Here is a 20022-nt window from a genome sequence, read left to right as displayed (position 1 = left end):
TGTGATATACCTTTCTTCTTGCAGGATGACTCTATCATGCCATATTCGGGACAAAAAATTAAGTGCGGTGGGATATTTTATAGGCTGTCCGAATACATTTGTCCTAGAAGAGCTTGTTCAAGAACTGCTTAAGAATACGAAGTTTGCCGCGAAACGCGATGGAATTCGATTGTTGAATTCTAACGCAACTTCTTGGAAGCAGACTTTTTGGAACCTTTGGGAGGGAATCGTGCAATGGAACAGTTGAAATGGCATCAATACGGCGCCAGTGAGTTGTCGGAAATGCTGAATAGCTCACTGAAGGAAGGGCTTAAGTCTTCTGCTGCGGCGGAACGGCTGGAGGAGCATGGCGCAAATGAGCTGACCGAAGGGAAGCGAGTTCCGCCGATATTGTTATTTTTGAATCAATTCAAGGATTTTATGGTGCTGATTCTGATGGGGGCTACGCTCATTTCCGGTCTGCTCGGTGAATATTTGGACGCCATAACGATCATTGCCATTATCGTCATTAATGCGGTGCTTGGCTTCGTGCAGGAGTTTCGTGCAGAACGTTCGCTGCGTGCGCTTAAGGAGCTTTCGGCGCCATCGGCCAAGGTAATGCGCGGCGGCGAGCTTGTGAATATAGCCGCTAGAGAATTAGTAAAGGGCGACATCGTTTATCTGGAGAGCGGCGACCGAATTCCTGCGGATTTGCGTATGTTCGAAACCAATAGCTGTTATGCCGAAGAATCGGCATTAACAGGCGAGTCCGTTCCGGTAGGTAAATATGCCGCGCCAATATCCGACGACGACTTGCCGCTGGGAGATCAACGCAATATCGGATTTATGGGGACGATGCTGACGAGAGGCACGGCTAAGGGAGTCGTGATTCGGACGGGCATGGAGACGGAGATGGGCAAGATAGCGGGCCTGATTCAGTCTACCGAATCGATGGAAACTCCGCTGCAGCACCGTCTGGAGCAGCTGGGCAAGCTGTTGATTTTCGTTGCGATCGGTCTGACTGTGATGGTCGTAGTAGCAGGTATTCTTCATGGACAGCCAGCGTACGGGATGTTCCTCGCCGGAGTCAGCTTGGCGGTCGCCGCTATACCTGAAGGACTTCCGGCGATCGTCACCATTGCGCTTGCGCTCGGCGTACAGCGTATGATCAAGCGCAAGGCGATCGTCAGAAAGCTGCCGTCCGTCGAGACGCTGGGCTGTGCGTCCGTGATTTGTTCCGATAAAACAGGCACTTTGACGCAAAACAAAATGACCGTTACGCATGTATGGCTCAGCGATCGTCGGCTGGAGGTCAGCGGGGAGGGATATGAGCCCACAGGCGCCATCTACGAACATGGCAAAGCGCTGGATCATAAACACGATCTGCATCTCAAACGATTGCTGCAAGTAGGCGCGTTATGCAACAACGCTCTGGTTGAGCGTGTAGAAGAGCAGGGGGGCAAGCGGCGAAAGGCGGAGGAGTCAGCGGCAGAGTGGAGATTGAAAGGCGACCCTACCGAAGGCGCGCTGGCTGTATTGGCTGCGAAGCTGGGTTCTTCTGCGAAGTCGCTTGAATCCTTATACAAAAGGGAAAGAGAGTTTCCTTTCGATTCTGAGCGGAAACGGATGTCCGTCATCGTGGCGCATCAGGGCGGGCGGCTCATCTGCACCAAAGGCGCTCCGGATTTGCTAATGGAGATTTGCTCTTATGTACTCTGGGACGGCAAGGTCGTTCCGTTTACTTCTACACTGAAACGGAAGTGCGCCGAAGCTGGTGAAAAGATGGCGGGTTCTGCGCTCAGGGTGCTTGGATTAGCTTACAAGGATGTCCGACCGACGGACAATTGCGATTCGGAGCAAGACGTAGAGAATGGCCTTGTCTTTATCGGTCTTGCGGGAATGATCGACCCGCCGCGCCGCGAGGTCAAAGATGCGATCGCGACTTGCCGCAGAGCAGGCATTAAGACGGTGATGATAACAGGCGATCACCAACTGACTGCAGAAGCTATCGCAGACCAGCTCGGCATTATGTCGCGCGGCTCGATCTCGGTGACAGGCAAGCAGCTAGAGGAAATGACTGACGATGCGCTGGATAAACAAGTGGATACCATCAGCGTGTTCGCTCGCGTGTCTCCTGAACATAAGCTGAGGATCGTCAAGTCGCTCCAGCGCAGAGGCCATACGGTTGCGATGACAGGGGACGGCGTCAATGATGCGCCTGCAATCAAAGCTGCCGATATCGGAATTGCGATGGGTATTACGGGGACGGATGTGTCGAAGGAAGCCTCCGCGCTTGTGCTTAGCGATGATAACTTCTCTACAATCGTCGCAGCGATCGAAGAGGGCAGGGGCATCTACGAGAACATCCGGAAGTTCATCCGTTATTTGCTCGCATCAAATGTTGGCGAAATATTAGTGATGTTTTTGGCGATGATGGCAGGTCTGCCATTGCCGCTTGTGCCGATCCAGATTCTTTGGGTCAACCTCGTTACAGACGGATTGCCTGCGATGGCGCTCGGTGTCGACCAAGCGGAGAAGGATCTGATGCAGCAGAAGCCGCGTCAGGCCAAAGAAAATATTTTCGCGCGCAGGTTAGGGTGGAAAATCATTAGCCGAGGTATCCTGATCGGTATTTGTACGCTCGGCGCGTTCTGGATCACGCTAGTTGCTGAAGGCAATGACCCGCAAGGCTTGATGACGGCTCAAACCGTTGCATTCGCAACGCTTGTCATGGCGCAATTAATTCATGTGTTCGATTGCAGAAGCTCCCGGTCGATCTTCCATCGCAATCCGTTCCAGAACAAATATTTGGTGCTCGCCGTCTTGTCTTCGTTGCTCCTTATGATCGGTGTATTGTATATCGAAGCGCTGCAGCCAATCTTCAAGACCGTGCCAATCGGTTTCCGTGAGTGGTGTCTCGTGTTCGTAGCCGCTGGCATCCCAACATTCGTAATGGGCATCGGCAGCGTGCTCGGCAAGCCAAAACGTAATACGGCAGGCAAATGGCCCCTTGGTCCACAGACCGCTTCGCGCCCGTGAATGAGTGCAAATGATGTTCTAAAATGTGAATAGCGTTTCTCCCCCGTTTGCGGTAAACTAGTAGGAATGATAACTAGAATCATCCATACTAGGAATGTAATAAGGAGAGAGCGATAGATGAATTTCACAAAGATGAACGGCCTTGGCAATGACTTTATAGTAGTAGCAGGAGAGCGTCAGTTACCGGACAATGCGTCCGAGCTGGCGCTTGATCTGTGTAACCGGTTTTTCGGTATCGGTGCCGATGGACTTGTATATATTCTTCCTTCCGAGCAAGCGGACTTCCGTATGCGTATTATCAATTCTGACGGCTCCGAGGCAGAACAATGCGGCAATGCGATTCGCTGCGTAGCGAAGTATGTGTATGATAACGGCCTCACGAACCAAGAAGAGATTACAATCGAAACATTGGGCGCAGGTGTTCAGAAAGTCCAATTGACGGTCGATGGCGGCAAAGTCGTGACTGTACGAGTGGATATGGGCGAGCCGATCCTGCAAGGACTGAAGGTGCCAACAACGGTTGACGCGGACCGCGTTATCGAGCATCCGATCGAAGTCGATGGCCGCACATTCTCCTTCACTGCAGTATCGATGGGTAATCCGCATGCGGTTATCTATGTTGACGATGCTGTTCATTTCGACCTGGAGACATGGGGACCGAAGCTTGAGACACATCCAATGTTTCCGCGCAAAATTAACGTTGAATTCGTAACGGTGAACTCCCGCACACAAGCAGACATGCGCGTATGGGAACGCGGAGCCGGCCCGACACTCGCTTGTGGTACAGGCGCATGCGCTACGCTGGTTGCTTCCGTGCTGACCGGCGCAACGGATCGCACGGCAACCGTATCGCTTAAGGGCGGCGATCTGCTTATCGAGTGGGACGAAGCTGACAATCATGTATATATGACAGGGCCTGCCGCGGAAGTATTCCGCGGAGCCTTGTAGGTACCGCCTCATGAGCGGCGGTATCAACGCAAAGCCAGCGCTTCGCGATGCGCTGGCTGAGCGAATCCTACCTGGCGATGGCGCGATGGGCACTTATTTGTATCAAATGGGTTTTCCCGTCGGCGTATCGTATGAGGAGTTTAACGTACTGAAGCCGGACGTCATCGAGAACGTCCATCGCCAATATTATGAAGCTGGTGCCAGAGTGATCGAAACCAATACGTTCTCGGCGAATTTGGTCAAGCTGTCCAAATATGGGCTGGAAGGCGAGATGGAAGCGATCAATCGGGCTGGCGTACGAATTGCGCGCGCTGCGGTCGGCCCCGATGCTTATGTTGTCGGAGCAGTGGGATCCATCCGAGACGGTAAGCTCAAGAACTTACGTACTAATCTGGTTGCTGACGCTTATGAGCAACAGATGAAAGCATTGCTTGACGAAGGTGTGGACGGTCTGCTTCTGGAGACGTTCTATGATCTCGCTGAGATGAAGCTGGCGTTGTCGATCGCCCGCAAGCTGTCGGATGTGGCAGTCATTTGCCAATTCGCAGTTGAGGATGTTGGGCGTACGCTCGACGGTGTCGCGCTTGCTGATGCTTTCCGCGAGCTTCAAGCGCTTGGCGCCGACGTCATAGGCTTCAATTGCCGAAGCGGTCCTAACGGTATTATGCGGGCGATTGATTCGATCGGCGACCGCGCGGAAGATTTGCCGATGTCGGTCTATCCGAACGCTGGTATCCCGGACTACGTCGATGGCAAATATGCGTATTCGGCAGGCCCCGAATATTTCGCAGAAAGCGCCAGACGTTTCGCAGATCGCGGAGCACGTATTGTCGGCGGCTGCTGCGGCACAACGCCTGAACATGTGGCGGCGATGGCTGCCGCGCTTGCGGGGTATACACCGCAACAGGATGAAACTGTGGCGACAACAGAGCACATCCAAGCCGAGCCATCCGCTCAATCGGCAGTGTCTGTGATTGAACCGCCTGCTGCAGGCGGAACTGGAGAGGGCAGCGACGATCCTAATATCGTTGAGCTCGTGAAACAGCGTCATACGGTCATCGTAGAGCTGGATCCGCCGCGCGATCTCGATATCGGCAAGTTTATGGCTGGCGCAGCTGCGCTGAAAGAAGCGAAGGCCGATGCCATTACGATGGCCGACAATTCGTTAGCCGTGACACGGATGAGCAATTTGGCGTTAGCCGCTCTGCTTAAGGAACGCGTAGATATTAGACCGCTTGTCCATATCGCTTGCCGTGATCGCAACCTGATCGGCACGCAGTCTCATATGATGGGGCTAGACGCGCTTGGTATCGATCATGTACTTGCCGTAACTGGCGACCCGGCTAGATTCGGCGATTTGCCGGACTCGAGCTCCGTCTACGATTTGACTTCATTTGAGATGATTCGCATGATAAAGCAGCTTAATGATGGCGTCGCTTTCTCGGGCAAGCCGCTTAAGCAACGCGCGAAGTTTGTAGTTGGGGCTGCGTTTAATCCGAACGTCAAACATCTCGACAAAGCAGTGCAGAGGCTGGAGCGCAAGATTGCATCCGGAGCGGATTATATTATGACTCAGCCTGTATACGATCCAGTGCTCATGGAGCGTATCGCAGAATCAACGAAACATCTGGACGTCCCTGTATTTATCGGTATCATGCCGCTTGCGAACGGTCGAAACGCCGAATACCTGCATAATGAAGTACCGGGTATCCAGTTGTCGGACGAGGTTCGCAGAAGGATGGCGGGACTTGAGGGTGAGGCCGGACGCGCAGAAGGTGTTCGGATTGCACAAGAATTACTCGATGCCGCTTTGCCGCACTTTAATGGAATCTACCTGATTACGCCGTTTATGTTCTATGACATGGCGGTTCAGCTTACACAATACGTGTGGCAGAACACGAAACAATTGAACGTGAATTAGGATGTTTTTATGCCGCGATGTTAACTTTTGCTTGTTCGCGCGATGAAAATCAATTAAAATAGGGCGTACAGTTGGAGCGGCTCTGTAAACGTATGCTGTATCCTTTTTATGTCAACAATAATGTAGTGGTTCTGTCGAACGAAGATTGTATGGGAAAGTGCGCATGGGATGACCGGAGGCGCGGAGGGGGACCTGGCTTGGCTATTAAGTTAATTAATATCGGTTTCGGCAATATTGTATCAGCCAATCGCATAATTTCTATCGTAAGTCCGGAGTCGGCTCCAATTAAACGGATCATTCAGGAGGCCCGTGACCGGCATATGTTAATTGACGCCACTTACGGTCGTCGGACGCGCGCGGTCATTATTACGGACAGCGATCATGTTATTTTATCAGCGGTTCAGCCGGAGACGGTAGCGCATCGGTTATCTACGAAGGATGACGATAACGACGAATAGTACGGGGAGCTATGGAACAAATGGGATTGTTAATTGTTTTGTCCGGTCCTGCCGGGGTAGGCAAGGGCACGGTGTGTACCGCGCTGCGGAGTAGGATGCCGGAGATCGTGTATTCCGTGTCGGCAACGACTAGGCAGCCGAGACAGGGCGAGGTTGACGGCATCAACTATTTCTTCAAGACTCGTGATCAGTTTCAGGATATGATTGCCCGTGGCGCGCTTCTTGAGCATGCCGAATATGTAGGCAACTATTATGGAACGCCGCGTGATTTTGTCGATAAGACACTAAGCAGCGGCAAGGACGTCATCCTGGAGATCGAGGTTCAAGGCGCACTGAAGGTGAAAGAAAATTTCCCTGAAGCGATCTTTATTTTCTTGTTGCCGCCGTCGCTTGACGAATTGAAACAGCGTATTACCGGTCGGGGTACGGAGACGCAGGATATTATCAATACGCGGATGAATGTCGCCGTGGAAGAGATGAGCTTGCTTCAGCATTACGACTATGCGGTGATGAACGACGAGATCGACGCTGCTTGCGATCGTATTCGCAGTATCGTGATCGCGGAGAATTGCCGCAGAGAACGGTTTATCCCCTATGTGTCGGGACTTAAGACCGCAATTGAGAAAGCTTAAGTGAGGAGAATTAGCCATGTTATATCCGTCGATTGACGAAATGGTCAAGAAGGTTGACAGTAAGTATACGCTAGTCGTAGCTGCTTCCAGAAGAGCGCGCATGCTCCGCAATGGTGATAAGACAGAGCTTGTTAATGCGCGTTCCCACAAATTCGTAGGCGTAGCGCTAGAAGAGATTTACGGCGACATCATCCAGGTCGAAAAGATTCCTACCAAAGAAGATTAATACGATAACTACAAAATGCTTCGGATTAAAGGAGATGCTTTCAATATGAAGCACTCCTTTTTTGATGTATAGGAAAGTAGGTATGTTTGTTTATCTAATCGCCCGTTCAATCTGTTGATGGACAGGTCGAATGCTCTCTCCGGAAAGAGATGATCACATCGCGTTTGAGGTAAAGCGGTTGGAGGTATATACTTCTCATATCCTTGCAGCGCCGCTGCTTGTGAGCTAAACAAGTGGCTAGTTTTTGGCCTGCGATATGGTATGATATGGAGAGAACAATCACGCCAAAGGATGAACTTCATGAGCTCGAGATGTACAGCTTTACTGCTGAAGGACGATGCAGAACGTTAATTCTTGGGAGGGATTAATTTGGAGCAATTACGTTATCCAATCGGACGATATCAATTCGAAGGCATGAATTCCGCGCAGCGGGAGAGATGGATCTCTGAAATCGAAGCTTTGCCAGGTCAGTTGAGAGCAGCGATTGACGGACTAGACGCGGAGCAGCTCGACACGCCTTACCGGACAGGTGGTTGGACAGTTCGTCAAGTGGTGCATCATCTTGCGGATGCAGGGATGAATTGTTTCACTCGCTTCAAGCTCGCTCTAACAGAATCCAACCCAACGATTAAACCGTTTCATGAAGAACGGTGGGCGGAAACATCGGATAGCTTGAAAGCGCCCCCTGAATTAAGCGTAGCAATCATTGACGGCTTATATTCCCGCTGGACGCTGCTCCTGCATGGGATGGAGAAATCGAGCTTCGATAAGGAATTCTATCATCCAGAGCGTGGCATGCAGATAAAGTTATCATATTTTCTCGGATTCGTGGCTTGGCATGGACGGCATCATGTTGCTCAAATTACGAATCTGCGCGAACGGAATGAATGGTAATCCAACTGGGGAAATCATATCGGTTCAAGTTACCGCGCCGAACGTGCGTTTAAGCGCGCGTTCGGCGCTTGGAATAGGAGTGGCATCATGATCAAAGGAAAAACCATTGTACTCGGCATTACGGGAGGCATCGCTGCCTACAAAGCCGCAACATTATGCAGTAAATTAGTACAAGCCGGCGCCATGGTTCATGTCATAATGACGGAATCAGCGACGAAGTTCATTACACCGCTAACGCTGCAGACTTTATCGCGCAATGCAGTACATATCGATACATTCGACGAACGTGATCCAGCTGTCGTCTCTCATATTCAATTGGCCGACCATGCCGATCTGGTCGTTGTTGCACCGGCGACGGCTAACAGCATCGCCAAGCTTGCAGGCGGCTTTGGTGACGACATGTTGACCACAACCCTGCTTGCCGCCACTTGTCCGATCATAATCGCGCCGGCCATGAACGTCCATATGTACGAGCATCCAGCCGTCGTTCATAATATGGAGCTGCTGGCTTCGCGCGGTGTGATGTTCGTAGAGCCTGGAACCGGTCAGCTTGCTTGCGGCTACGTGGCGAAAGGAAGATTGGCGGAGCCAGAGGATATCGTTATGGCGATTCAAACATGGTTTAATAGAGGCAAGACGCTGATCGGCAAGAACGTGCTGGTGACGGCAGGCGGGACCATCGAGCGGCTTGATCCGGTTCGATATTTGACTAATGATTCTTCGGGCAAGATGGGGTTCGCTATAGCGGAGGCCGCCCGATTGATGGGTGCCAATGTGACGGTCGTTGCAGGACGAACGACGGAGCAGCCGCCAGCCGGAGTTCGAGTGATACGCGCAGAGTCAGCTCAGAGTATGCTGGATGCCGTGCTTCCTCTCTATTCGGAGATGGATGTCGTCGTAAAGTCGGCAGCCGTGGCAGACTATCGCCCAGCGATGACTTACGGTCAGAAGATCAAGAAAACGGGTGAAACGTTAGTGCTTGAGCTCGAGCGGACGACCGATATTCTGCAGACGCTCGGGGAGAGTAAGACGCATCAGTTGCTGGTTGGCTTTGCCGCCGAGACGCAGGATGTCGAGCGGTACGCTATGGATAAGCTTCGTCGCAAGCATTGCGATCTGATCGTCGCCAACGATGTCAGCGCCGAAGGTGCCGGATTCAACGTGGATACCAACGCGGTTCACATTTATGGTCCGCAAGGTCTTGTAGAAGCACTGCCACTCATGTCGAAACGGGAGACCGCGGCACGGATCATGGAGGTCATCGCTAGCAGGCTGGCTCCTACTGGCGGGGGTTCCCATTCATGATTGCCAGAGTGATTGTCGACGTGCCGAGCCGCCAGACGGATCGGCCTTTTGATTATTCTGTCCCCTCTGAGATGGAGGAATGGATCGAGGTTGGCAGCCGGGTAGGCGTTCCGTTCGGAGGCAGGGTGCTGCAAGGGTTCGTCATCGCGATTGTGGACGAAGCTGAAGTAGATCGTTCGCGTGTGAAGCCGATCTCCGAGCTGCTGGACGCATTGCCGCCGCTCCTGCCCGATATGATCGAATTGTCGAAATGGCTGAGCGACAAATATTGCTGCTCTTGGACGCAGGCACTGCAAGCGATGATCCCCGCAGCCCTCAAGGGTAAGGAGGAACGACTTGTTGGCTGGTCATTAGATGAGGAGGCTGGAGACGGGCTGCCTGCTGACTTGGTCGAATGGCTGAACAGTGCGTCTGGGCAGGTGCGTCTGGATGCGCTGCTTGGGAAGTTTCCTCAGCACACACGAGTGGTCAAACATGCGCTCCGCAGCGGTTCGCTGGTGCAGCAATCTAGAATCAAGGATCGGTTATCCGTGAAGAAACAACAGATGGTGTTTCTTGCTGCCAGTCCAGAGGTGGCTGCAGCCGCACTCGAAGACATTCCGAAGCGTGCAGGCAAGCAGCGAGACGCGCTGTCCTTTCTAGTGGATCATGGCGGACCAATCGCGATGCAGGAACTTGCAGCAGCGGCAGGTGTAACGCCGGCTAGCGTCAAGGCGCTGGTGGAGAAGGGACTGCTGGAGCTGCGCAATGTCGTGCAGGAACGTGATCCCTATTCCCATCGCGAGTTCGGGAGGACATCCCCGTTGTCGTTAACGGAAGGTCAGCAGGCGGTGTTCGCATCGATTGCAGAAGCGATAAACATTATGCAGCCGCATACGATGCTGTTGCATGGCGTAACGGGGAGTGGCAAGACGGAGGTTTATCTGCAGAGTATCCAGCTGTGCTTGTCCCAGGAGCGTCAAGCGATCGTACTCGTACCAGAGATCTCGTTGACCCCTCAGATGGTGGAGAGGTTCAAGGGACGATTCGGCGATGCGGTAGCCGTCCTTCATAGTCGCTTGTCTAATGGCGAGCGCTTCGACGAATGGCGCAAAATTCGCAGCGGACGGGCGCAGGTTGCCATCGGGGCACGATCTGCGATCTTTGCTCCATTCGAGCGGATCGGGCTGATTATCATTGATGAAGAACATGAGTCTTCTTATAAGCAAGAAGAAAGTCCCAAATACCATGCCAGAGACGTAGCCGTTCGTAGGGCCAAGCAGCACGGGGCTGCTGTTGTATTGGGCTCTGCTACTCCTTCGCTAGAGTCGTATGCAGCTGCGAGCCGAAGCGCTGCACCTCCAGTCAATGGCAAGCATGCAACACCTTCGCTGCTGCCTATGCCGGATCGTGTGGGCGGGCGCCCCTTGCCAGAGGTTGCCGTCGTTGACATGCGCGAGGAGCTTCGAGAAGGCAATCGCTCGATGTTTAGCCGCGCGCTTCACGAGGCTTTGCTGACTCGGCTGGAACGGGGAGAGCAGTCGGTGCTCTTGCTGAATCGTAGAGGTTACTCTACCTTTGTGATGTGCCGATCCTGCGGTTTCACCTCCACTTGTCCGCATTGTGATATTTCGTTAACCTATCATCAGAAGACTCGCGTACTTCGCTGTCACTACTGCGGACATGCCGAAGGTGCTCCCACAGCGTGTCCATCCTGCGAAAGCGAGCATATCCGTTACTTCGGGACAGGGACGCAGCGCGTGGAGGAAGAGCTTGCAAAGCTTTTCCCTGGCATTCGTGTGATCAGGATGGATGTGGACACAACTTCGGAGAAACATGCGCATGAGAAGCTGTTGAAGCAGTTCGGTGATCGAAAAGCGGATGTGCTGCTTGGAACTCAAATGGTGGCGAAAGGACTGGACTTTCCGTATGTTACATTAGTAGGCGTAATTGCGGCAGATACTTCGCTGCATCTGCCTGACTTCCGCGCGGCAGAGCGGACCTTTCAGCTATTGACACAGGTGGCTGGCCGAGCGGGACGACACGAGCTGAGAGGCGAAGTCATCGTTCAAAGTTATGCGCCGGAGCATTATGCGATTACAACGGCTCAACATCACGATTATGCGGCGTTCTTGCATGAAGAGCTTCGCCATCGTTCCGTCATGGGGTATCCGCCGTATTGCCGACTTGTACTGATTACGATGTCGCATGAGCAGCTAGCCTTACTTTCGGCGACGAGCGAAACGTTCGCGCGTGAGCTGCGTGAGCTGGCGGAGCATGAAGGGGTTCTTCTGCCGCTGGGATCGGGGATGCCGCGTGCGCTTGAGGTGCTTGGGCCCGTCGCTTCATCGATTCCGAGAATGAAAGATCGCTACCGTTTTCAATGTGTGATAAAATATCGGGGAAGCATCGACGTATCCGCGCTCATCCGCCGTGCGCTCAAGCCTTTCGAGGAGGCGCCTCCGCAGCGGAGAATTCTATTTAGTGTGGATATAGATCCTCAAGTCATTATTTGAAGTGCGAGGGCGAGGACAAACAGCCCCGAAGCGGTCTGCTTGAACGACCTCTTAAACCGAAACCATAGGATTAGAAAAGGATGGTATAGTCATGGGTATCAGATTAATCGTAAAAGAACCGGATCCGGTGTTGCGCGAAATTGCGCAGGAAGTAACCAAGTTTAACCCTAACCTTAAGAAATTGCTGAAAGATATGGCTGCTACAATGTATGACGCAGAAGGCGTGGGGCTTGCAGCGCCGCAGATCGGCATATCCAAGCGCGTAATCGTTGTGGACGTGGGCGACGATAATGGCCTTGTCGAGATGGTGAATCCAGTCATTGTCGAACAAGAAGGCGAGCAGCTCGGACCGGAAGGCTGCCTCAGCATACCGAATCTGAACGGCGAAGTGCGCCGCGCGGATCGGATCGTCGTGCAGGGACAGAACAGTGATGGCGAGTCGATCACGGTTAACGCATCAGGTTACTTTGCTCGTGCCTTCCAGCATGAGATTGACCACTTGAACGGCATTCTGTTCACGGATCTCGCCGAGAGCGTCTACGATATTTCTGATAGACCGAGAAAAGGCGGCGAATAATCGATGCGTATTATATTTATGGGGACGCCGGACTTCGCCGTCCCTTCTCTGCGTTTGCTGTTCGAGAGCGGTTATGACATCGCAGCTGTTGTAACTCAGCCCGATCGTCCCAAAGGCCGCAAAAAAACATTGACGCCGCCGCCTGTTAAGGAAGCGGCGTTGTCGCTTGGACTTACGGTTATTCAACCGGAACGGATGCGCAGCCTTGAAGCGGTGGAAGCTATTCGCGAATTGAAGCCGGAGCTGATCGTAACGGCTGCTTACGGTCAGATTCTGCCCAAGGCGGTACTGGAGGTTCCACGTCTTGGCTGCATTAACGTGCACGGTTCGTTGTTGCCGAAGTATCGCGGCGGAGCACCTATCCAACGTTCGATTATAAATGGTGAGGCGAGTACCGGCGTAACTATTATGTATATGGCGGAAGGTCTTGATACTGGCGACATGATCAGTGTTGTCGAGCTGCCGATCGGAGATGACGATAATTCCGGCACGATGTTCGAGAAGCTGAGCGTTGCAGGCGCGAAGTTACTCGGTGAAACGCTGCCTTCAATTATCGATGGTACGGCGAAGTCTGTGCCGCAAGACGATTCGGAAGCGACCTACGCCCCGAATCTGACCAGGGAAGACGAACGTATGGATTGGAGCAAATCAGCCAGGGAGCTCTTTAATCAGGTGAGAGGGCTGTCGCCAATGGCAGGCGCGTTCACGTTCTTGAACGGCGAAATATTTAAGGTTCGGTCATGTATCGTGGCGGGCGGCAGGTCCGGTGCTGTAACTACCGGCAATGGAACAACTGGACAAGGAAACGTTGTTTCCCCGGGAACGGTAATCGAAGCGAACGGCGATGGTATTGTTGTGCAAACCGGCGACGGCAGACTGCTGCTCACGGAGATACAGGCCGCAGGCAAACGTGTCATGAGCGCCGCGGAATGGCTGAAAGGTGCAAGGCTTGAGACCGGCACGCTCTTCGGAGTCGAAGGAGGTCCATTATGAGCGGCGGCAGTTCGGGTACAGGCGCAGATCGTAATGGCGGCGGCAAACCACGTACGCATGGCGGCTCTGGACGTCGTCCTGGCGGTCAGTCAACGAAGGGAGCGGGGGGATCGAAGGGGCAAGGCAGAGCAGCGGGGAATCAGCAGCGTGCCGGTGCGACTAACACATCCCGCCGGATCGTAACACCGCGCGAACTGGCGCTGGATATTCTGACGAAGGTGGCGGGCAGCGGGGCGTACAGTAATTTGCAGCTTAACCGCGCCTTGCAAGACGCTGGTCTGTCGAGACCGGATGCCGCGCTTGCTACTGAGCTTGTTTACGGCACGATCGGCAGGCAGGCGACGCTGGATTATTGGCTGGACCGTTATGTAGCCAAGGGAGTCGGGAAGCTTCAGACATGGGTCCACCAGCTGTTGCGTCTTAGTGCATATCAGCTGCTGTATCTGGACCGCATTCCGGCACATGCCGCTGTTAATGAAGCGGTAAGCATTGCCAAGAAACGCGGGCATGCAGGCATATCCGGTATGGTGAACGGCGTGCTTCGCAGCCTGGATCGCAATCGTGCCGAGTTAACGCCGTCTGCGATACAACTTGCCGATCCTATTGCGACGGTCGCGCTTCGTCACTCGTATCCTGAGTGGTTGGTACGCAGGTGGGCCGGCGTATACGGCGTAGAGGGCGCAGAAGCAATCTGCGAAGCGGGCAATCGGCCACCTCATGCGAGCATCCGCGTGAATCCGCTGCAAGGCAATCGCGCGGAACTGCTGGAGCAGCTTCATGAAGTGGGGTTGCGCGCAGAGCCTTCCGCACTAGCGCCAGCTGGTATCGTCATTGAAGCAGGCGGCAATCTGGCCGATATGGATGGCTTCCGGACAGGGCGATGGTCGCTGCAGGACGAAAGCTCCATGCTTGTGGCGGAGGTCGTTCAGCCTAAAGCAGGAATGAAGGTGCTTGATTGCTGTGCGGCGCCGGGCGGCAAGAGCGCCCACATGGCGGAGCTTATGGAGGGCAAGGGTAAAGTGTGGGCCAACGATCTTCATGCACACAAGCGTGATCTTGTCGTGCAGCAGACGGAGCGTCTCAAGCTGCGTAATGTAGAGGCTGTAACAGGTGATGCAGCTACCCTTGCAGAGCGGTTCGCTCAGGGCTCCATGGATGCGGTTCTGTTGGACGCGCCTTGCTCGGGCTTTGGCGTCATTCGGCGCAAGCCGGAGATCAAATGGACGAAGACGGAAGGCGACATCGCCGAGATCGGCGCTGTGCAGCGCAAGCTGCTGGATTCGGTCTGCGAATTAGTGAAGCCAGGCGGAGCGCTTGTGTACAGCACATGTACAATTGAGCGAGAAGAGAATGAACGTCAGATCGAGTCATTCTTGCAAGCTCATCCCGAATTCGTATTGGATGCAGAATGGTCTCCTGCGCTGCTCAAGACACTGCGCGAAGCGAATGTGATCGATGACAGCTTTGACGGGCAATTGCAATTGCTTCCGCAGCACTTTGGCAGCGACGGCTTCTACATCGCTCGGATGAAAAGGCTCATATAAGTGCCTGTTATGGCTTGACATGGGCGTTTGTGGTAAAATGAATCGACGACGGCTGAGGAAACGCCTGGGACCAATGTTCCCGGCGGCCATGCCGTCTACTTTGCAGATACAGGTGTGATGAAGATGAAACCATTTATTTATGACTATACGCTCGATCAATTAAAGGATTGGATGAAAGAGAACGGCGAGCCTGCATTCCGCGGCGACCAGCTGTTCGACTGGATTTATGTCAAACGTGTCAAGAGCTTTGAGGACATGTCCAATCTGCCCAAGCCTCTTCGCGACAAGCTGGACGACCAGTTCCAGTTCGTCACGCTGACGGAGATTACGAAGTTCGAGTCGAAGGACGGCACTGTGAAATTCCTGTTCGGTCTACATGACGCACATGCGATCGAAACGGTTATCATGCGCCATAACTACGGCAATAGCGTCTGCGTCACGACGCAGGTCGGCTGCCGGATCGGCTGTACGTTCTGCGCATCCACCCTTGGTGGATTGAAACGGAATCTGACTGCTGGCGAGATCGTAGCCCAAGTCGTGACTGCCCAGCAGATGCTGGACGCATCCGGCGAACGTGTCTCGAGTATCGTGATCATGGGCTCCGGCGAGCCTTTCGAGAACTATGATGAAACGATGACATTCCTGCGTCTCATGATTCACGAGAAAGGACTTAACATCGGCCAGCGTCATATCACGGTATCGACCAGCGGCATCGTGCCGAGCATGTACAAGTTCGCGGATGAGAACACACAGATCAATCTTGCGCTCTCCATCCATGCTCCTAACGACAAGCTCCGCTCGAAGCTGATGCCGGTTAACCGCCGCTTCCCATTCGAAGACGTGATGGAAGCTTGCCGATATTATATCGCGAAGACCGGTCGACGCATTACATTCGAATATGCTTTGATCGGTGGTGTTAACGACCAAGCGGAGCATGCTCAAGAGCTGGCGGATGTTCTGAAGGATTTGCTTTGCCACGTCAATCTAATCCCGGTCAATCATGTGCCTGAGCGCAACTACGTTCGTACCCCTCGCGAAGATATTTTTGAATTCCAGCGTATACTGGACAAGAATGGTATCAACGTAACGATCAGACGGGAGCAAGGACATGACATTGCGGCCGCATGCGGTCAGCTTCGAGCCAAACATATGGAGTCTACGACGAGGTGATAAGTGTTGTTAACGGCAACCTTAAGCAATATCGGACGAGTTCGTCAGGTTAACGAAGATCAGTGCTGGGTAGGCTCGCTCGGCGGCGGTGCGTCCATTGCCGTCGTAGCGGACGGCATGGGTGGCCATCAAGCAGGTGATGTTGCCAGCCAAACGGCAGTCGATACGTTCCGCGGCACCTTCGAGCAGCTCGCTGAGAAGCAGTCGTTCTCGGAGCAGGAAGGGAAGATGCTGATCAGACAAGCGATCGCCGAGGCGAACGAGGCAATCTATGCGATGGCATCTCGCAACGATCGTTATCATAATATGGGAACGACGGTTGTTGCGGCTCTTATGCTTCCGGGGACGGCAGTCATCGGACATGTTGGCGACAGCCGCGCCTATCGCATTGGAGACGGCGGTATTCAGCAGCTCACGTTGGATCATTCACTCGTCAACGAGCTTGTAAGATCGGGCCAGCTCAGCGCAGAGGAAGCAGCTACTCATCCCCGTCGCAATGTATTGACCCGCGCAATCGGTACGGATCCAGAGGTCGAAATCGATGTACAGTCGATCGAGTGGCGTCCAGAGGATGTATTGTTATTGTGCAGCGACGGCTTGACGAACATGGTCAGCGACGGAAGAATCGCCAAGGTGGTTGCCGACGCTACGCTGGCGATCGAAGACAAAGCGGATCATCTCATTCAGCTGGCGCTTGACGGCGGAGGCGACGACAACATTACTGTTGTGCTTCTGCAAGATCAGCACGGTGGCGAAGCGGGAGGAACAAGCACATGATCGGACATGATTTGGCAGGGCGATACGAAATTTTGACCCGCGTTGGCGGAGGCGGTATGGCGCTTGTATACAAGGCGCATGACGTACTGCTGAACCGCAAGGTCGCGGTGAAGGTGCTTCGTCAGCAATTTGTAGGCGACGAGGAGTTTATCCGCAGGTTCCGCCGCGAGGCGCAGTCTGCTGCAGCATTGTCTCACCCCAATGTGGTTAGTATCTACGATGTGGGACAAGAAGACGATATCCATTACATCGTGATGGAGTATGTGGAAGGCAGCAACCTCAACGAAATTATCCAAGAAAGGGCTCCGCTGCAGAACGAGGAATCGGTCCGTATTGCGGTCCAGATCTGTGATGCACTGGATCACGCTCATCAGAATCACATTATTCATAGAGATATTAAGCCTCATAACATACTTATCGGCAACAACGGCAGAGTGAAAGTGACGGACTTTGGAATTGCCAGAGCGGTCACATCATCGACGATTACACAGACGGGCTCTGTCATTGGTTCCGTCCATTATTTCTCGCCAGAACATGCCAAGGGCATTAACACCGGAGAGAAATCAGATCTATACTCCCTCGGCATAGTATTGTATCAAATGCTTACAGGGAAGCTGCCGTTTCTCGGCGAAAGTCCGATCAGCGTTGCCCTTAAGCATCTACAGGAGCCGTTCGAGGAGCCTCGGGTTGTTAATCCGCATATCCCGCAGAGCGTGGAGAACGTCATCCTGAAATCCATGCGCAAAAATCCTGCGGAGCGTTACAATTCGGCGCATGACATGCTGCTTGATCTGGATACTTGTCTTCGCCCCGAACGGTTGAATGAGCCGCGTATCTCATTTACGGCCAATCACGATTTGGACGAAACAAGGGTGATGCCGGCCATCCGCGGAAGTGTTGCTCCGATAACCTCGGAGGGCTCTCCCCGCAAGGAGGCCAAAGCAACCGTCAGTGATACAACAAGCGTGAACTGGCAAGAGGAAGAGAACAAGCCGAAAGGCTGGAAGAAGCCGCTTCTTGTGGTTGGCATCACGTTATTGTTGTTAGCCTTGCTGCTGTTAGGCTTCCGGTGGATACTGAATCAGTTGGATCCAGGCGAGGTCAACGTCCCCTATGTGATAGGGATGACCGAGGACGAGGCTAGGGCGAAGCTGACTGAGGCTGGACTGAGAGTTACCGATCCTGTTACTAGGGAATTCCAGAAGGATATTCCGAAGGGTGAGGTGTTCGACCAGTCGAAGAGTAATATCAGAGTCAAGAAAAACGCCTTTATCGAACTATCCGTCAGCGACGGACCCGAGATGAAGGAGCTGAAGTCTTACGTCGGTAGGAAGCTTCAAGAGGCGAAGGAAGAGCTCTTGGCACTAGGTATTGCCGAGGATCGGATCCATGTCACAGAAGAGCACAGCGAGGAAGAAGCCGGTACGATATTGGAGCAAACGCCTGACGATGGCGAGATGCTTGATCCGGAATCTGCTGAGGTGTCGTTTGTCGTCAGCATGGGCCGGGAGACGGTTCCGATGGAGGATCTTACGGACTGGAGACTGAAGGACGCCAGAAACTGGCTGAAGTCGAAAGAACTTGTATTTGAAGAGGACAGCATCATCTGGGAAGCTAGCTACTTGCACGAAAAGGATCATGTCATAGGCGTACAAGATTACCAGGTTGGAGATGCGGTGCCTAAGGGCTCCGCCGTCATTCTTAAAGTAAGCTCCGGACCGCCTGCCGATTCCAAAACATATCAATTCAATATTCGCATTTCGCCGGCGCAAGCGGGCAAATCAAGCGAAGTGAAAATTGTTTATTCCGATGCAACGGGCGAAAATATCGAAGGAGTCAAACGCACGATTGACAGCACTGTCGATATACCTGTCACGGTTATACTTGCGCCGGACACGGTCGCTCGTGTGACGGTCTTCCGGGACAACGAGCTTAAGGACACGCAGGAAATCCGGTACGATCAGATTGGCACGGGCAACGATTCGCCGAATTTGACCATTCCTGGCGCTGGCGATACAGAGCAGCCGGTTGGTGAAGGTGAAGGAGAGAATCAGCCCGCGCAAGGAGAGGTAGACAATAGCGATGGCGAAGACGGGACAGAAGGCGAAGAAGAAGCAGGCGGATGACAATACGGAACTGGTGAGCAACGAAGCTCGTAATGGCCGCATTGTAAAGGCGCTTAGCGGCTACTATTATGTGCAGGACGACCAGCAACCGTTAGGTGAGACCGTTCAATGCAGGGCGCGTGGCGTATTCAAGAAGCGGGGGCTCACCCCGCTTGTCGGGGATCAGGTCGCTTATGTCTTGACTGAGAACGGGGAAGGCACCGTAACGGAGCTTCGCGAGAGGTTCTCCGAGCTCATACGGCCGCCTGTAGCCAACATCGACCTTGCCATTCTGGTGTTCTCCGTTACGGAGCCTGTGCTTAATCTACAGCTTCTGGACAAATTTTTGGTGCATATCGAGCATGCAGGGATTCCGGCGGTATTGTGCCTGAGTAAACGCGATCTTGAGGTTGAAGGGGATATGACGGAGGAGGCTGCGGAAGCAGCCTCCTCCGTACAGCGTATCTATAAGAAGCTTGGCTACGAAGTATACGGGACAAGCTCCCGTAAGCAATCGGGCACCCGGGAGCTGCGCGAACGTCTTCAAGGGCATCTATCTGTATTCGCAGGTCAATCCGGCGTTGGCAAGTCGTCGTTGCTTAATGCCATCGTCCCGGGACTTACCTTGACGACCAACGAGATCAGTAATCGACTTGGACGAGGCAAACATACGACCAGGCATGTGGAGCTTGTGGATATAGGAGGCGCATACGTTGCAGATACGCCTGGCTTCAGTCAGCTGGACTTCGGCGAATTAGGCGTTGAGGACTTAAGCTACTGTTTCGTGGAGATGAGGGAGCTGTCGCCGTCTTGCAAATTCAGAGGCTGCACGCATGTTCACGAACCAGGCTGCGCGGTTATCTCCGCGCTGGAGGCGGGCGACATCGAACGCAGCCGATATCAACATTATTTGCTTTTCCTGGAGGAAATGAAAGATATTAAACGGAGGTACTGACTAT

General features: G+C 53.4%; 16 protein-coding genes. All 16 read left to right on the top strand.

Annotated elements, in window-relative coordinates; all coding sequences use genetic code 11:
• Positions 1-234 precede the first annotated feature (234 nt).
• The 16 genes from ACX1C1_RS22160 to rsgA all read left to right on the top strand — a co-directional run bounded on the left by ACX1C1_RS22160 (position 235) and on the right by rsgA (position 20018).
• Positions 235-3018 (top strand): calcium-translocating P-type ATPase, SERCA-type, encoded by a 2784-nt coding sequence (locus ACX1C1_RS22160; RefSeq protein WP_458954303.1) that lies wholly within the window; start codon positions 235-237, stop codon positions 3016-3018.
• Positions 3019-3135: 117 nt separating this feature from the next.
• Complete coding sequence (gene dapF, locus ACX1C1_RS22155) at positions 3136-3966, top strand: diaminopimelate epimerase (RefSeq protein WP_458954302.1); 831 nt, start codon at positions 3136-3138, stop codon at positions 3964-3966.
• Between the two features lie 10 nt (positions 3967-3976).
• Complete coding sequence (locus tag ACX1C1_RS22150; protein WP_458954301.1) at positions 3977-5887, top strand: bifunctional homocysteine S-methyltransferase/methylenetetrahydrofolate reductase; 1911 nt, start codon at positions 3977-3979, stop codon at positions 5885-5887.
• A gap of 197 nt (positions 5888-6084) precedes the next feature.
• Positions 6085-6345, top strand: a complete 261-nt coding sequence (gene remA / locus ACX1C1_RS22145) for an extracellular matrix/biofilm regulator RemA (protein WP_005548256.1) — start codon at positions 6085-6087, stop codon at positions 6343-6345.
• A gap of 20 nt (positions 6346-6365) precedes the next feature.
• Positions 6366-6977, top strand: a complete 612-nt coding sequence (gmk, locus tag ACX1C1_RS22140) for a guanylate kinase (RefSeq protein WP_458954300.1) — start codon at positions 6366-6368, stop codon at positions 6975-6977.
• Positions 6978-6993: 16 nt separating this feature from the next.
• A complete protein-coding gene (gene rpoZ / locus ACX1C1_RS22135) occupies positions 6994-7203 on the top strand; it encodes a DNA-directed RNA polymerase subunit omega (protein ID WP_458954299.1) in 210 nt (69 codons plus the stop codon).
• 369 nt (positions 7204-7572) lie between these two features.
• A complete protein-coding gene (locus ACX1C1_RS22130; RefSeq protein ID WP_458954298.1) occupies positions 7573-8097 on the top strand; it encodes a YfiT family bacillithiol transferase in 525 nt (174 codons plus the stop codon).
• Positions 8098-8184: 87 nt separating this feature from the next.
• Complete coding sequence (gene coaBC / locus ACX1C1_RS22125; RefSeq protein ID WP_458954297.1) at positions 8185-9402, top strand: bifunctional phosphopantothenoylcysteine decarboxylase/phosphopantothenate--cysteine ligase CoaBC; 1218 nt, start codon at positions 8185-8187, stop codon at positions 9400-9402.
• The gene (gene priA / locus ACX1C1_RS22120; RefSeq protein ID WP_458954296.1) at positions 9399-11897 is read left to right on the top strand and encodes a primosomal protein N'; all 2499 of its coding nucleotides are present in this window, start codon (positions 9399-9401) and stop codon (positions 11895-11897) included. The genes coaBC and priA overlap by 4 nt, the downstream gene beginning before the upstream one ends.
• 91 nt (positions 11898-11988) lie before the next feature.
• On the top strand, positions 11989-12474 hold the full coding sequence (gene def / locus ACX1C1_RS22115) for a peptide deformylase (RefSeq protein WP_458954295.1): 486 nt from the start codon (positions 11989-11991) through the stop codon (positions 12472-12474).
• A gap of 3 nt (positions 12475-12477) precedes the next feature.
• Positions 12478-13467 carry a methionyl-tRNA formyltransferase gene (gene fmt, locus ACX1C1_RS22110; RefSeq protein WP_458954294.1) on the top strand — a complete coding sequence of 330 codons (990 nt, stop codon included), beginning with the start codon at positions 12478-12480 and terminating at the stop codon, positions 13465-13467.
• Positions 13464-15011, top strand: a complete 1548-nt coding sequence (rsmB, locus tag ACX1C1_RS22105; protein WP_458954293.1) for a 16S rRNA (cytosine(967)-C(5))-methyltransferase RsmB — start codon at positions 13464-13466, stop codon at positions 15009-15011. Before fmt ends, rsmB begins: the two co-directional genes overlap by 4 nt.
• Positions 15012-15134: 123 nt before the next feature.
• On the top strand, positions 15135-16181 hold the full coding sequence (gene rlmN, locus ACX1C1_RS22100; RefSeq protein WP_458954292.1) for a 23S rRNA (adenine(2503)-C(2))-methyltransferase RlmN: 1047 nt from the start codon (positions 15135-15137) through the stop codon (positions 16179-16181).
• Between the two features lie 3 nt (positions 16182-16184).
• A complete protein-coding gene (locus ACX1C1_RS22095) occupies positions 16185-16958 on the top strand; it encodes a Stp1/IreP family PP2C-type Ser/Thr phosphatase (protein ID WP_458954291.1) in 774 nt (257 codons plus the stop codon).
• The gene (gene pknB, locus ACX1C1_RS22090) at positions 16955-19084 is read left to right on the top strand and encodes a Stk1 family PASTA domain-containing Ser/Thr kinase (protein WP_458954290.1); all 2130 of its coding nucleotides are present in this window, start codon (positions 16955-16957) and stop codon (positions 19082-19084) included. The genes ACX1C1_RS22095 and pknB overlap by 4 nt, the downstream gene beginning before the upstream one ends.
• A complete protein-coding gene (gene rsgA / locus ACX1C1_RS22085) occupies positions 19041-20018 on the top strand; it encodes a ribosome small subunit-dependent GTPase A (RefSeq protein ID WP_458954289.1) in 978 nt (325 codons plus the stop codon). Before pknB ends, rsgA begins: the two co-directional genes overlap by 44 nt.
• Positions 20019-20022: the final 4 nt, after the last annotated feature.

The sequence above is a fragment of the Paenibacillus sp. strain BS8-2 genome, from assembly GCF_054483835.1.
This window is presented reverse-complemented; position numbering and strand designations above follow the sequence as displayed.

What these genes read in the sequence shown, in the direction of transcription:
- ACX1C1_RS22160 (WP_458954303.1), top strand. Translation starts at nt 235, where the DNA reads ATGGAACAGTTGAAATGGCATCAATACGGCGCCAGTGAGTTGTCGGAA.
- dapF (WP_458954302.1), top strand. Translation starts at nt 3,136, where the DNA reads ATGAATTTCACAAAGATGAACGGCCTTGGCAATGACTTTATAGTAGTA.
- ACX1C1_RS22150 (WP_458954301.1), top strand. Translation starts at nt 3,977, where the DNA reads ATGAGCGGCGGTATCAACGCAAAGCCAGCGCTTCGCGATGCGCTGGCT.
- gmk (WP_458954300.1), top strand. Translation starts at nt 6,366, where the DNA reads ATGGGATTGTTAATTGTTTTGTCCGGTCCTGCCGGGGTAGGCAAGGGC.
- rpoZ (WP_458954299.1), top strand. Translation starts at nt 6,994, where the DNA reads ATGTTATATCCGTCGATTGACGAAATGGTCAAGAAGGTTGACAGTAAG.
- coaBC (WP_458954297.1), top strand. Translation starts at nt 8,185, where the DNA reads ATGATCAAAGGAAAAACCATTGTACTCGGCATTACGGGAGGCATCGCT.
- priA (WP_458954296.1), top strand. Translation starts at nt 9,399, where the DNA reads ATGATTGCCAGAGTGATTGTCGACGTGCCGAGCCGCCAGACGGATCGG.
- def (WP_458954295.1), top strand. Translation starts at nt 11,989, where the DNA reads ATGGGTATCAGATTAATCGTAAAAGAACCGGATCCGGTGTTGCGCGAA.
- fmt (WP_458954294.1), top strand. Translation starts at nt 12,478, where the DNA reads ATGCGTATTATATTTATGGGGACGCCGGACTTCGCCGTCCCTTCTCTG.
- rsmB (WP_458954293.1), top strand. Translation starts at nt 13,464, where the DNA reads ATGAGCGGCGGCAGTTCGGGTACAGGCGCAGATCGTAATGGCGGCGGC.
- rlmN (WP_458954292.1), top strand. Translation starts at nt 15,135, where the DNA reads ATGAAACCATTTATTTATGACTATACGCTCGATCAATTAAAGGATTGG.
- pknB (WP_458954290.1), top strand. Translation starts at nt 16,955, where the DNA reads ATGATCGGACATGATTTGGCAGGGCGATACGAAATTTTGACCCGCGTT.
- rsgA (WP_458954289.1), top strand. Translation starts at nt 19,041, where the DNA reads ATGGCGAAGACGGGACAGAAGGCGAAGAAGAAGCAGGCGGATGACAAT.